This is a genomic window from Acinetobacter calcoaceticus (assembly GCF_051947995.1).
Taxonomy (GTDB): domain Bacteria; phylum Pseudomonadota; class Gammaproteobacteria; order Pseudomonadales; family Moraxellaceae; genus Acinetobacter.
Genome location: NZ_JBLVVH010000002.1, coordinates 106,842 through 119,450 on the forward strand (window position 1 = coordinate 106,842; position 12,609 = coordinate 119,450).

14 protein-coding genes are annotated in these 12,609 nt (G+C 44.2%); 10 read left to right on the plus strand and 4 right to left on the minus strand.

Features of this window, described 5'->3' with window-relative positions:
- The first annotated feature begins 2 nt into the window (after positions 1 to 2).
- From gspF to ACNQO6_RS03585, 3 genes are all read left to right on the plus strand, one after another.
- On the plus strand, positions 3 to 1,208 hold the full coding sequence (gspF, locus tag ACNQO6_RS03575; protein ID WP_005280799.1) for a type II secretion system inner membrane protein GspF: 1,206 nt from the start codon (positions 3 to 5) through the stop codon (positions 1,206 to 1,208).
- On the plus strand, positions 1,208 to 1,819 hold the full coding sequence (gspG, locus tag ACNQO6_RS03580) for a type II secretion system major pseudopilin GspG (RefSeq protein ID WP_440208116.1): 612 nt from the start codon (positions 1,208 to 1,210) through the stop codon (positions 1,817 to 1,819). The genes gspF and gspG overlap by 1 nt, the downstream gene beginning before the upstream one ends.
- Positions 1,820 to 2,079: 260 nt before the next feature.
- Positions 2,080 to 2,424 (plus strand): hypothetical protein, encoded by a 345-nt coding sequence (locus ACNQO6_RS03585; protein WP_440208117.1) that lies wholly within the window; start codon positions 2,080 to 2,082, stop codon positions 2,422 to 2,424.
- Between the two features lie 62 nt (positions 2,425 to 2,486).
- On the opposite strand, the gene ACNQO6_RS03590 is transcribed toward ACNQO6_RS03585, so the two are convergent.
- A complete protein-coding gene (locus ACNQO6_RS03590) occupies positions 2,487 to 2,750 on the minus strand; it encodes a DUF2798 domain-containing protein (RefSeq protein ID WP_440208118.1) in 264 nt (87 codons plus the stop codon).
- 245 nt (positions 2,751 to 2,995) lie between these two features.
- Between ACNQO6_RS03590 and ACNQO6_RS03595 the strand changes: the two genes are divergently transcribed.
- The gene (locus ACNQO6_RS03595) at positions 2,996 to 3,334 is read left to right on the plus strand and encodes a tRNA-binding protein (RefSeq protein ID WP_312050468.1); all 339 of its coding nucleotides are present in this window, start codon (positions 2,996 to 2,998) and stop codon (positions 3,332 to 3,334) included.
- On the opposite strand, the gene lnt is transcribed toward ACNQO6_RS03595, so the two are convergent.
- Both lnt and ACNQO6_RS03605 read right to left on the minus strand, forming a co-directional pair.
- Positions 3,335 to 4,894 (minus strand): apolipoprotein N-acyltransferase, encoded by a 1,560-nt coding sequence (gene lnt, locus ACNQO6_RS03600; protein WP_440208119.1) that lies wholly within the window; start codon positions 4,892 to 4,894, stop codon positions 3,335 to 3,337.
- Positions 4,891 to 5,730, minus strand: a complete 840-nt coding sequence (locus tag ACNQO6_RS03605; RefSeq protein ID WP_004774169.1) for an HlyC/CorC family transporter — start codon at positions 5,728 to 5,730, stop codon at positions 4,891 to 4,893. Before ACNQO6_RS03605 ends, lnt begins: the two co-directional genes overlap by 4 nt.
- Positions 5,731 to 5,905: 175 nt before the next feature.
- On the opposite strand from ACNQO6_RS03605, the gene tusA reads away from it, so the two are divergent.
- Entirely contained in the window at positions 5,906 to 6,163 is a 258-nt protein-coding gene (tusA, locus tag ACNQO6_RS03610) for a sulfurtransferase TusA (RefSeq protein ID WP_005226520.1), read from the plus strand.
- Positions 6,164 to 6,238: 75 nt separating this feature from the next.
- On the opposite strand, the gene ACNQO6_RS03615 is transcribed toward tusA, so the two are convergent.
- Entirely contained in the window at positions 6,239 to 7,951 is a 1,713-nt protein-coding gene (locus ACNQO6_RS03615; protein ID WP_440208120.1) for a 4Fe-4S dicluster domain-containing protein, read from the minus strand.
- A gap of 186 nt (positions 7,952 to 8,137) precedes the next feature.
- Here ACNQO6_RS03615 and ACNQO6_RS03620 point away from each other — a divergent pair, with 186 nt between their 5' ends.
- From ACNQO6_RS03620 to ACNQO6_RS03640, 5 genes are all read left to right on the plus strand, one after another.
- Positions 8,138 to 8,761, plus strand: a complete 624-nt coding sequence (locus ACNQO6_RS03620; protein ID WP_440208121.1) for a DUF1285 domain-containing protein — start codon at positions 8,138 to 8,140, stop codon at positions 8,759 to 8,761.
- A 44-nt stretch (positions 8,762 to 8,805) separates the two neighbouring features.
- Positions 8,806 to 9,693, plus strand: coding sequence for a glutamate racemase (gene murI, locus ACNQO6_RS03625; protein WP_440208122.1), 888 nt, complete (start codon positions 8,806 to 8,808; stop codon positions 9,691 to 9,693).
- 94 nt (positions 9,694 to 9,787) lie between these two features.
- Positions 9,788 to 10,816, plus strand: a complete 1,029-nt coding sequence (locus ACNQO6_RS03630) for a DUF4062 domain-containing protein (protein WP_440208123.1) — start codon at positions 9,788 to 9,790, stop codon at positions 10,814 to 10,816.
- Positions 10,817 to 10,886: 70 nt separating this feature from the next.
- A complete protein-coding gene (gene hemH, locus ACNQO6_RS03635; RefSeq protein ID WP_440208124.1) occupies positions 10,887 to 11,903 on the plus strand; it encodes a ferrochelatase in 1,017 nt (338 codons plus the stop codon).
- Between the two features lie 29 nt (positions 11,904 to 11,932).
- Complete coding sequence (locus ACNQO6_RS03640) at positions 11,933 to 12,577, plus strand: MBL fold metallo-hydrolase (RefSeq protein WP_032870645.1); 645 nt, start codon at positions 11,933 to 11,935, stop codon at positions 12,575 to 12,577.
- Positions 12,578 to 12,609: the final 32 nt, after the last annotated feature.

A 12,609-nucleotide genomic window follows, 5' to 3' on the forward strand; every position in this document is an offset into this window, starting at 1 on the left:
CCATGCCTGCTTATCAATTTACTGCGCTTGATGCCTCTGGAAAGCAACAAAAAGGTGTGCTGGAAGGGGATTCCGCACGCCAGATTCGCCAACAGTTACGCGATAAAGCCTGGACCCCGATCGCGGTCGATGCGGTTGAGCAAAAAGACAAACAGCAACAGCGTTCGTGGTTTAAAAAAAGCTTTAGTGCCTATGATCTGGCATTGATGACACGTCAACTCTCGGTATTGGTGGCAGCCGGGATTCCGCTGGAAGAAGCCCTGCGTGCCGTCAGTAAACAAAGTGAAAAAGCGCATGTCCGCAATCTATTGATTGCGGTACGTTCCAAAGTTCTGGAAGGGCATTCACTGGCAAAAGCGATGCAGCAGTCAGGACGCTTTCCCGAACTATATATTGCAACAGTGGCGGCAGGCGAACGTTCAGGTCATCTGGATCTGATTCTGGATCAGTTATCGGACTACACTGAAAACCGTTTTGCCATGCAAAAGAAAGTTCAGGGTGCGATGATTTATCCGATCGTACTGATGCTGATGTCTTTCGGCATTGTGATGGGCTTGATGACCTATGTGGTGCCTGAAATCGTCAAGACCTTTGAACAAAGTAAAGAAGCTTTGCCGTGGATTACGGTCGCCTTGATGAAGGCCAGTGCCTTTATCCGGCATACCTGGATCGGCATGCTCATTCTTGCTGTCGTATTCATTATTTTATTTACCCGATTTTTAAGAACGACGGCAGGACATTATGCATTTGACCGATTAACGCTCAGATTGCCACTATTTGGTAAACTTTCGCGTGGTATAAATGCAGCACGTTTTGCCAGTACCTTATCCATTTTGACCCGCTCAGGTGTGCCTTTGGTGGAAGCCTTACGTATTGGCGCCGAAGTCAGTAATAACTGGGTCATTCGTGATGCCATTGAAGTGGCGATGGAACGTGTAACAGAAGGGGGAAATTTGGCAACACAACTGGAACGTTGCGGTTATTTCCCGCCGATGATGGTACAAATGATCCGAAGTGGAGAAGCCTCTGGTGAACTGGATCGTATGCTGGATCGTGCATCAACCATGCAGGACCGTGAGGTGACCACCTTTATTTCTACGTTACTAGCCTTGCTTGAACCCTTGATGCTGATTTTTATGGCAGCAATTGTATTGGTGATTGTGATTGCGGTAATGTTGCCAATTATTAATATGAACAATATGATCTGATGAGTGACATGAAAGAGATGAATATGAATAATTCAATGAATAAGCACAATGTTGAACAAAGCTTGAATCCTTGCACTCAAAGCACAGTTTCTGGTCTTGCGGAATCTTGCAACTCAGAGTCCGAGCATAATCTTAATCCTGCCACTCGAAGCCTAGCTTCTCGTCTTGCGGCACGTTCGAGCGTTGCTCGAATGAATCGTGCCTCAGGATTTACCCTCATTGAGGTGATGGTGGTTATTGTAATTTTAGGTGTTCTCGCTGCACTGATCGTTCCGAACGTGATGGGTCGTGGTGAAAAGGCTAAAGTGGATACCACCAGTATTACCTTAAAGGGTGTTGCGGGGGCACTGGATCAATATAAGTTAGATAATGGCCGTTACCCATCGATGCAAGATGGCGGTTTAGATGCGTTGGTGAACCAGCCAGCCTCAGCGAAAAACTGGTTACCAGGTGGTTATGTAAAAGGTGGTTATCCAAAAGACAGCTGGGAAAATGATTTACAGTATGTGATTCCAGGTCGTGAAGGTCGTCCATTTGATTTATATTCGTTTGGTGCGGATGGTAAAGAAGGTGGCGAAGGCAATGATGCCGATATTTATTATCAGCCTTAATGATTAAATAAAAATATCACTTCACTTTTGAGTTATTAAATCTAGAGTGAAGTGATAATGTTTCTTAATTAATAATTAATTTATAACTTGTTGAAAAATAAAGATAGAATAAAATGTTGAATATGTGAGAGTTATAATAAGAATTATTCCCATATTTAATAGTTACAAGAAAAAGAAATTATGCAGAAAAATAGACTGTTTCTTTAGATCAAAGCTTTGCATAATAAATCAGACCTTTGAACGCAAGTGTGAGAAATCAGATGAAAGCATTTTTTATGTTGGATGAACTGAATCAGTTTCATTGGGCAATGCTTAAATCTGTGTTGCTCATTTTAACGTTATTGCCGATGAGTGAAGGTGCATTGACCTTATGGCAAGCCACTGAGGGCGGTAGCCAGATTATGATTGGTTTCTTTGCATTAAGCATGTTCAGTGCGTGGTTGGTTCTTTGCTTTTTAAGTGCTTTAAAAACCACGGTGTGGCATCGGGCTGACCTGATTTCTAAATATGAACAGTATTTATTTAAGGCGTATCGGTATATTCCGATGTTGTTTTTATCCAGTCTGGTGGCTTATTTAAGCCTGCAATTCTCGATCAGCTTTTAAATCATTTAAAGCTGAAGCGTTAAAAACGTAGATTTTAAATCTACGTTTTTTATTGCCTGAACTTATCCCGCATGAACCAACAGGAAAGTGATTTTACGTACGATTGGCAAGACCAGAAGCAGAACCGGGAAGGCAATCAGCCAGGAGATACCCCAAGCGGAAAGCCAGATGTCAGTCGAAAATTGTTCTACTCCCATGCTACGTATCGTACTGATACATGACACGATAAAGGTCATGATCATAGACAGGAAAAAAGGTAAAACAACTGCGGCGTAACGATTTGGAATCTTTTTAAAACGAAAAGAAGACGATCTGAAATTTTGCATTTTTTACTCCGTAAACCAACAAACGCCAGTGCCTGATCAAAAGATGGAATATCCTGATCAAATAGCTCCACGCATTGTTGGAGATATGTTGGCACGTTGATTGACGTAAACGTTTACGGCTTCATAAAGAGCAAAATTAATTTAGCATGAAGGATCAGCATAGGGAATAAAAAATGTACATCTTTATTTAAAAATAGAGATCCTCTATATTTCATAGGACTTGGAAAATCGCAGAGAATAACTAGATGCAACAAATTGAATGGAATGATTTTACTAAAGTTGAATTACGTGTCGGTCGGATTATACAAGCTGAGGTATTTAAACAAGCGCGAAAACCTGCCTATCTCTTGCAGGTCGATTTTGGTGAAGAATTAGGCGTTCGGAAATCCAGTGCACAAATTACCAAACTTTATCAGCCTGAAGACTTGATTGGAAAACTGGTGGTGGCTGTGGTGAACTTTCCGAAGAAACAGATTGGTCCGATTCAATCAGAATGTCTGGTCACAGGTTTTCATAATGCGGCAGGAGAGGTGGCACTTTGCGTCCCAGAGTTTGAGGTTCCTCTGGGCACAAAGTTGTTGTGATTATCGACGTGATTTAAAGGAAATATCGACTTTACGTGGACGGTAAATCCAGCCAACGATTAATAACAGCACTGAAAAAAGCAGGATTGGATAATCACTTAAGCGGTTATACAAGGTTTGTCCCTGCATGGCAGGCAATTCACCACGAAGTACAGCTTCTTCATCCATTGGTGCCTGTTTTACAATATGACCGTTTTGATCAATAAATGCAGTCACGCCAGTATTGGTGGCACGAATAAACCAGCGACCATTTTCCTTGGCGCGCATTTGTACCATTTGCAAATGTTGCCAAGGACCGGCAGTTCCTGTAAACCAGGCATCATTGGATACCGTGATGAGAAAGTCACTATTCGATGCATTACGGCGGGTCAGGTTGGGATAAGCCACTTCATAGCAAATGGCGGCTGCCAGTGCATGACCTTTGACCGTTAACGGCTTCTGATTGGCCTCACCACGTGTGAAACCGCTCATGCTGACATCGTTTTGCATTGCAGGCAGGACCCATTTCAGCATGCCGGATAATGGAATATATTCACCAAACGGCACCAGACGTTGCTTTTTATACAAGCCATGCGAATCGCTGCCCGAAGCCATAATGCTATTGTAATACAACGGCTCACCGACCTGCTGTGACTTCGCCATATCCCAATACGGGATACCGGTCACCCATGCACTGTCTGTTTTCTTGGCTTGAGCATCCATCGCCTCCAGAAATTCTGGAATATCGGTCTGGAACATTGGAATCGAGGATTCTGGCCAGACAATCAGGTCACGGCCCCATTCAGCACGAGTCAGCGTGGCATAAATTTCTAAGGTCTTAATCTGGTATTCAGTTAACCATTTCAGGTCTTGAGGAATGTTTCCCTGAACCAAAGACACACTCAGTGGTTTGGCTGCTTTCGGTTGTACAAACTGAATAAATCCAGCGCCCCATGCACCTAAAACTAGAACTGCGGAAGGCACCGCCCAAAACCAGCGACGATTTAAAATCTCGACCAGCGCACAGGCCAATACGATGACAACGAAAGAAACAGCATAAACACCAAATAGAGGTGCATAACCATCTAATAGGCGTTCAGTGAAGGCATAACCTGCGAATAACCACGGAAAACCAGTGAATACCCAGGTTTTTGCCCACTCAAACAGCACCCATAGCGGTGCAAAAGTAAGCGGCGTCTCTGGGAAAAAGCGACGATACAGCCAAGTCTGAAATGCCGTAAACAAGCCCATTGCAGCCGCCATAAAGGCAATCATCAACACGCTTAAAAAGGCATTGGTATCGCCATAGGTATGGATGGAGGTATAGAGCCAGAACGCGCCGACAAACCATAAACCAAAGCCATAGCCCCAACCGAGTGCAAAGGCCTGATGGGGGCTACGCTGACGTAATACGGCATACAGTAATGCAGGCGATAAAATTGCCAGCCACCAGAAATAGTAAGGGGCGAGCGCCAAACTAAAGATTGCACCCGAAATGAGTGCAATCAACAGTGGAAAAATAAAAGGGAGCTGTTTTTGTGGTTGAGACGAATTTAACAGCTTCTCAAAATAGGTTCTCATTGACGGACAGCTCGAATCAGATGAATAGTGCGTGCATCTGCTTCAATAATGGTAAATTGCCAATCGCCAAGCTCAATGGTTTGACCTTGTAAATCGCTCACTAAACCAATTTCTTGCAGCAGTAAACCGCCCATAGTTTCAACTTCATCGTCAGAAAAATCTGCATTTAAAATAGTGTTGAAATGTTCGATTGGTGTAAGTGCCTGCACAATCCACGTATTTGCTGTGGTCGGGTCATTATCCGGAACGATATATAACGCTTCTTCATCCGCAATATCATGTTCATCTTCGATTTCGCCGACAATCTCTTCAAGAATATCTTCAAGGGTGACGAGACCAGAGGTTGAGCCATATTCATCAATTACGATGGCAATATGGGTTTGCGTATTTTTCAGCATACGCAATACCTGATCTGAACGTGCACTTTCAGGCACAAATACGGGCTGGCGCATCAATGAACGAATATCAACTTTGACATTACGCTCAGTTAAAAAAGGTAACAGGTCTTTCGCTAACAGGATGCCCACCACATTATCGCTTTGATCCGCTGAGAATACCGGGAAGCGCGAATGTGCAGAGTCGATTAGTACATGCAGAATATCAAGTAATTGATCGTCTTCCTGCAAGCTGATGATCGCTGTACGCGGTGTCATGACTTCTCGAATCTTTGTTGCTGGCAGGTCAAGAACACCCTCAAGCATGGCAACAGTATCTGGCTCTAAAAAGCGACGTGAGTCTTGAACTAACTTGAGTAATTCATCGCGGGTTTCAGGTGCGGTACCTAACCATTTTCTTAAGCCACGCATACCCCACGACGGACTGGATTCCTCGACCATGATCTTTCCTAAAGACTCTCTATATCAATTAGATGATTTTCATCATACCGAAGATAAAGCGGATATGCATCAACAATACTATGTAAAAAACGTACAGTTTTCCCAAACAGGCCGGATGATTTTTATATGAACAGTTTATGCTAAAATGTGAAAATTCGAATATTTGAGTTTTATGATGTCTGAACAACCAAAACTTCCCGCTGTTCAAATCAATACGCGAGGTTTACGTTGCCCTGAACCTGTGATGATGTTGCATCAAGCCATTCGCAAAGCCAAGTCAGGTGATGTGGTTGAAGTGCTTGCCACAGACCCGTCAACCTCATGGGATATTCCAAAATTCTGTATGCATCTTGGACATGAGTTATTGCTCAAAGAAGAAAACCTGGATGAAAACAGCAATACTGAATACCGTTATCTGGTGCAGAAAGGCTAAGTTTAATTTTTTGACTTTTAAGTTGCATAGCACATAAAAAAATCCGAGTCTAAACTCGGATTTTTTGTTTTTGAATTACATGTTTGGATAGTTTGGACCACCACCACCTTCCGGCGTTACCCAAGTGATGTTCTGTGATGGGTCTTTAATATCACAGGTCTTACAGTGAACACAGTTTGCTGCGTTGATCTGGAAGCGTTTAGAGCCATCATCATTTTCCATGATTTCATAAACACCCGCAGGGCAGTAGCGTTGCGCTGGCTCATCCCATTTTGGTAGGTTAACGTTCACTGGAATTGAAGGATCAGTTAACTTCAAGTGTGCTGGCTGATTTTCTTCATGTACCGTATTGGATACGAAAACTGAAGATAAACGGTCAAAGGTGAGCTTGCCATCCGGTTTTGGATAGTTTGGCTTAAATGTTGATGCATCTACGGTTTTCAGTGCAGCAAAGTCTTGTTTAAGATCATGCAAGGTGAACGGTACTTTAAGGATGTTTTGATCGATAAAGTTAAATGCACCACCAACCCACTGACCAAACTTGTGCATGGCAGGACCAAAGTTGCGTGAGTTATATAACTCTTCTTTTAACCAAGAATTGTTATATTTATCGGTATAAGCGGTGAGCTCTTTGTCGAAATGATCGTCGCCTTCAAGCACACGTGCAATTGCTAGATCGCCACCTTTGGCAACACCCGCAGCAATAGCTTCGAATACTGCTTCACCACACAACATACCTGATTTCATTGCAGTGTGTGAGCCTTTGATTTTTGAGAAGTTCAAGAAACCGGCATCATCACCAATCAAGCAACCGCCTGGGAAAGTGAGTTTAGGTAATGCATTAAAGCCACCTTTTACAACAGCGCGTGCACCGTAAGAGATACGTTTGCCGCCTTCAAGGAATTGCTTGATGGTTGGGTGGGTTTTCCAGCGTTGCATTTCCATGAATGGATACATGTGCGGATTTTCATAGGATAAATCCACGATCATGCCCAGAGTCACCTGGTTGTTTTCAGCATGATATAACCACCAGCCACCCGATGAACCGGTTTCAGACAATGGCCAGCCAGCGCCATGCATGACCAAGCCTGGCTTATGTTTAGCCGGATCGATTTCCCAAAGTTCTTTGATCCCGATACCGTAGTGTTGCGGATCAGCATCTTTATCAAGATTGTATTTTGCAATCAGGCGTTTACCGAGGTGACCACGGCAGCCTTCAGCGAATAAGGTGTATTTGGCATGAAGTTCATAACCAGGTGTGAAATTATGTGTTGGCTCACCATTTTTGCCAATGCCCATATCACCTGTTTGAATGCCTTTTACGGTACCGTCTTCATGGTACAGAATCTCGGATGCAGCAAAGCCCGGGAAAATTGAAACTTCCAGTTCTTCTGCTTTCTGGCCTAACCAGCGCACGACGTTACCGAGGGAAATCACATAGTTTCCTTCGTTGTGCATTGATTTTGGAACCATCCAATACGGCATTTTTTGTGCTTTGGTATCAGACAATAAGAAGTAGGTTTCATCACCCGTTACAGGAACATTGAGTGGCGCACCTTCTTCTTTCCAGTTTGGAAATAATTCATTGATGGCACGTGGTTCAAGTACAGCACCTGAAAGGATATGCGCACCAACTTCGGAGCCTTTTTCAACAACACATACAGAAAGGTCAGGTAGGTTGTTTTCAATCGCTAATTGACGAATTTTAATCGCAGCAGATAAACCAGCAGGTCCTGCGCCTACGATCACTACGTCAAACTCCATCGCTTCACGTTCGATGTGTTCCATGTAGGACTCCTCATATTTTTAAGGGTGGCAACCGTAATATTGCGATTCGGCGCTGCCATGAGTGTTCTTAATTGCCAAACACAAATGATAGTATGTGCTTGCAAACGTTTGGGATAGTATAGTTTTAAACCTTGATCTCGCCAATTGGCTGAGCGGTCATATTTTCTCGTCAGCAAGGCATAAACTATGATAAATGAAAATGATTCTCCACAAAACTCTTTAGAAAATCAGGGAAAAATCATGTTTTCTGATGATAAAAACTTAATGAACATTGCACAATACTTAAATGATGTACAGCAAAGTCACAAAAGGTCAATTCCGCCTTTAGAGCAGTGGCATCCAAAGCATTGTGGCAAAATGGATCTACGTATAAAAGCCAATGGAGAATGGTGGCACGAAGGTCAATTGATCAAACGTCAGGCGCTGCTGGATCTGTTCAGTAAGGTGTTGTGGAAAGAGGACGGCAAATTTTACCTCAAAACGCCTGTGGAACAGATTGAAATCGACGTTGAAGATGAACCATTACTGATCAATCAGGTGGATCAGGTCGAAATTGAAGGCAAGACTTACCTTCAATTGATAACACCTAATCAGGACGTGGTGATCGTAGATGAGCAGCATCCGATTTTTATGCGTGAATTTGCAGGTGAGTTACGGCCCTATGTGCATGTCCGTTTTGGTATGAATGCCTTGATCCAGCGTCAGAGTTTTTATCATCTCGTCAACTACGGAACTTTGTCTGAAAATGCGCAAGGTGACACGGTTTTAACGCTAAAAAGTGGTGATTTGGTCTTGCATTTGAGCACCTGAGGTTTAAGCTTAAACGAGTAAATAAACCAGTGTCCATGTGCAATATGACAGCCGTTCAATCCATGCCTCTTTTACTTGATCCAATGCCACACGCATCTGCTGATGCACCCATTGGGGTTTTTGACTCAGGCATTGGCGGATTATCGGTTGCACAGGAGATTGCAAGACATTTGCCCAATGAACGCATTCTTTATTATGCCGATACGGCGCATGTGCCCTATGGCGCACGTTCAGATCAGGAAATCCGTCAACTGACGGCACAGGCAATCGAATGGCTCTACCGTCAGGGTTGTAAAATTGCCGTGGTGGCATGCAATACAGCCTCTGCTTTTAGTCTGGATTATTTACGTGATCACTATGGAGAGCGCTTTCCCATCGTGGGACTGGTGCCTGCATTAAAGCCCGCCGTGATCCAGACCCAATCCAGAGTTGTGGCTGTGCTGGCGACACCTGCCACCTTCCGTGGACAGCTCATAAAAGATGTGATGGCAAACTTTGCCCAGCCTGCGGGCGTCAAAGTGTTGACCGTGACCAGTCTGGAACTGGTGCCATTTGTTGAAGCCGGGCAGCAGATGAGTCCGGCATGTCTGGAGGTCCTGCAACAGGTTTTGCAGCCTGTGATTGATCAGGGGGCTGACTTTCTTGTCTTGGGCTGTACCCATTATCCTTTCCTGAAAGATGCGATTCGTCAGGTTTTTGCTGAAAAATTAAAATTAATTGATTCTGGACAAGCAGTTGCGCGACAAACTGCCTATCTTTTAATTAAAAATGGGTTATTATGTGACAAATTGCGTCATAACATTACCCGTATTCAATGTTATGTCAGTGGTAACAATGCACGAGAACTAGAACCTGTTCTTCAGCACCTTATACCAGAACAATTAACATGGAAGATTCAAAATCTGGCCGAGATTGAGATAGGAAATCACTAAATCGAGCCATATTGATATATTTATTGGGGTTAGTTGTTAATAAAAATCAAGATAGATACTTGATATTATTGATCAATGAATTGGGGCCTAGCCTATGCAAGATACTCGTTATCAAGTCTTTATTTCTACCTCTGGCAATGAAATGCAGCCAGAGCGAGCGGTTCTGGCACAAACATTAGTTGGAATGGGATTCCTATCATGGGGGCTGGAACAGCGTACCCCGCTCAGTACCTCGATTGCCCGTCGGCAAATTGACGATTGTGATTATGTGGTGATTCTGCTGGGGAGCCAATATGGCGAGCAATCGGTTTCAGGTGTGGGCTATATGCATCTGGAATATATTTATGCCATGACCAAACAGAAGCCTGTGATTGTCTTTATGCATGAAGACCCCGAGTCGCGTGATGTTAAATTGCATGATCACAAGCCGGAACTGAAAGAAAAATTCAAAGAATTTAGAAAACAGCTTCAACATGAAGTGGATCAGGTGTTTTGTTATCGAAGCTTGAGAGATCTGGAGCTGGCGGTACGTTCCAGTATGCCGCAGATGCTCGAGCGTTATCCGGTGGTGGGCTGGGTGCGTCCACAAAATACGCAGGTATTGCGTGATGAAATTGACGCATTACGTGCCAAGGTGAAACAGCTGGAAACGGAACTGGGCAATCGTGAAGCGGATCCGCTGACCAATGTACCTAAAGTTTCCATGCATGAACTCTATTCATTTGAATATCGGATGCATGCTTATCAGGACGGTAACTTCAAGGAAGTCAAACCACATCGCAAGATGACCTGGGCGCAATTGCTGAATGTGCTTGGCTCAGCCTTTGTGATTCCGACCCCGGAAGAATATTTTTCCAAGCGCATCAATGAATACCTGAATGAAACCGGTCTTGATGACGCACGTCAGGAAATGCCCAGAGCGCATGCGGTATCTCGTGCTCAGGTCAATATTCGTGCCTTGCATGAAATCAAATTACAAATGCGTCAAAACGAATGGATTGTGCCGACCGGGCGGGATGATCGTCAGCGCATGTTGTGGCAGCTCACCGCAAAAGGACAGAAACTACTGGAAAGTAATATGCTAGATAGCAATCGGGTTTTTCAATTTAAGACCATGCATTAATCCAATTTAGCAAACAGGGCTAAAACTGCTAAAGTAATTGTATGAACTCAATAAAAAGCGGATGCGGTCTATGTTAGCGACACAAAAACCAAAAGTGACTGTGATTCTGGCCAATTTAGGTACGCCAGATGAAGCAACTGTGCCAGCAGTACGACGTTTCCTGAAACAGTTTTTATCTGATAGCCGTGTGATTGAGATTCCCAAATTATTATGGTGGATCATTCTGCACCTCTTTGTTTTGACCTTCCGTCCAAAACGGGTGGCTGAAGCTTATGCTTCGGTCTGGTCCAATGATTCACCGATGCGTGAAATTGTGCTGGAACAAACACTGCTGATTAAACAACGCCTACAAGAAGAAAATCATCAGTTTGATCTGATGGTTGTACCAGCCATGACTTATGGTCAACCCAATATCCATGATGTGCTGGCGCAACTGGCAAAAGATCCGCAAGAACATGTGATTTTATTGCCGCTGTTCCCACAATATTCAGCGACCTCTACAGCACCACTCTATGATGCGTTTGCCAAATGGATTCCACAGCAACGTCATTTACCTGGTTTGACCATCATCAAGGACTACCATCAACATCCTTTATTTATTCAGGCGTTGGCAGATAGCGTATTGCATTATCAGGGACAACATGGCAAAGCTGAAAAACTGTTGATGTCCTTTCATGGGATTCCTCAACCGTATGCCGATAAAGGCGACCCCTATGCAGACCGTTGCCGAACCACAGCACGTCTAGTGGCAGAAGCGTTACATTTGAAAGAGGATGAATGGGCGATCAGCTTCCAGTCACGTTTCGGCAAGCAGGAATGGGTCAAGCCTTATACGGATCAGCTGTTACAGCAATGGGGTGAGCAAAAAGTTCAATCGGTACAGGTGATTAGTCCAGCCTTTTCAGCAGATTGTCTGGAAACCTTAGAAGAGCTGGCCATGCAGAACAAGGAAATTTTCCAGCATGCGGGTGGTGGCGACTATGCCTATATTCCAGCCTTGAATGCAGATCAGGCCCATATAGATTTGCTTGCCGGTCTGGTTCAGGCTAATCTTGACGCACTTACCCATACCTTAGCCCATCGATAAATCGACGCTTTATTTCGCCAGAGGTTGCTATGCTCCAAGTCAAAATTGTTCCCGTTACTGCATTTGCCCAAAACTGCTCAATCTTGTGGGACAGTGAAAGTAAAGAAGCGATTTTGATTGATGCGGGCGGTGATGCGGCGGTACTGAAAAAAGAAGTGGAAGCTTTGGGCTTAAATGTGAAAGCGCTGTGGTTGACGCATGGGCATCTTGATCATGCAGGTGCAGTCGGCGAACTGGCTGAAACATGGCAGATTCCGGTGATTGGCCCGCATAAGGAAGACCAGTTCTGGCTGGACATGATTCAGGAAGTCTCGGCCCGTTATGGCTTTCCAATTCCACAGCCGGTCAAGGTCGATCAATGGTTGGAAGGGGGCGAAGTCTTAAAGCTGGGCGATGATGAATTTGAAGTGCGTTTTGCCCCGGGCCATACCCCAGGTCATGTGATGTTCTATAACGCCAAACATGGCTTATTGTGGACAGGTGACGTACTGTTCAAAGGCTCGATTGGCCGGACCGATTTTCCAAAAGGCAATCACCAGCAGTTGCTTGATTCGATTCAGCGCGAATGCTTTAGCTTGCCGGATGAGACCCAGTTTATTTCAGGTCATGGCCCCATCAGTACCATTGGCTATGAAAAGCAGTTTAATCCTTTTGTGGCCAGTAAAGCAGGCTAACTGCCCGTTTTCGCTTGTGTATTGCAAATCGT

Excerpts from the sequence above, each read along its gene's own strand:
- tusA (WP_005226520.1), top strand. The coding sequence starts at position 5,906 with ATGTCTGAACAACCAAAACTTCCCGCTGTTCAAATCAATACGCGAGGT.
- ACNQO6_RS03595 (WP_312050468.1), top strand. The coding sequence starts at position 2,996 with ATGCAACAAATTGAATGGAATGATTTTACTAAAGTTGAATTACGTGTC.
- ACNQO6_RS03590 (WP_440208118.1), bottom strand. The coding sequence starts at position 2,750 with ATGCAAAATTTCAGATCGTCTTCTTTTCGTTTTAAAAAGATTCCAAAT.
- lnt (WP_440208119.1), bottom strand. The coding sequence starts at position 4,894 with ATGAGAACCTATTTTGAGAAGCTGTTAAATTCGTCTCAACCACAAAAA.
- hemH (WP_440208124.1), top strand. The coding sequence starts at position 10,887 with ATGTTAGCGACACAAAAACCAAAAGTGACTGTGATTCTGGCCAATTTA.
- ACNQO6_RS03585 (WP_440208117.1), top strand. The coding sequence starts at position 2,080 with ATGAAAGCATTTTTTATGTTGGATGAACTGAATCAGTTTCATTGGGCA.
- ACNQO6_RS03620 (WP_440208121.1), top strand. The coding sequence starts at position 8,138 with ATGATAAATGAAAATGATTCTCCACAAAACTCTTTAGAAAATCAGGGA.
- gspF (WP_005280799.1), top strand. The coding sequence starts at position 3 with ATGCCTGCTTATCAATTTACTGCGCTTGATGCCTCTGGAAAGCAACAA.
- ACNQO6_RS03615 (WP_440208120.1), bottom strand. The coding sequence starts at position 7,951 with ATGGAACACATCGAACGTGAAGCGATGGAGTTTGACGTAGTGATCGTA.
- ACNQO6_RS03630 (WP_440208123.1), top strand. The coding sequence starts at position 9,788 with ATGCAAGATACTCGTTATCAAGTCTTTATTTCTACCTCTGGCAATGAA.
- ACNQO6_RS03640 (WP_032870645.1), top strand. The coding sequence starts at position 11,933 with ATGCTCCAAGTCAAAATTGTTCCCGTTACTGCATTTGCCCAAAACTGC.
- ACNQO6_RS03605 (WP_004774169.1), bottom strand. The coding sequence starts at position 5,730 with ATGGTCGAGGAATCCAGTCCGTCGTGGGGTATGCGTGGCTTAAGAAAA.
- gspG (WP_440208116.1), top strand. The coding sequence starts at position 1,208 with ATGAGTGACATGAAAGAGATGAATATGAATAATTCAATGAATAAGCAC.
- murI (WP_440208122.1), top strand. The coding sequence starts at position 8,806 with ATGACAGCCGTTCAATCCATGCCTCTTTTACTTGATCCAATGCCACAC.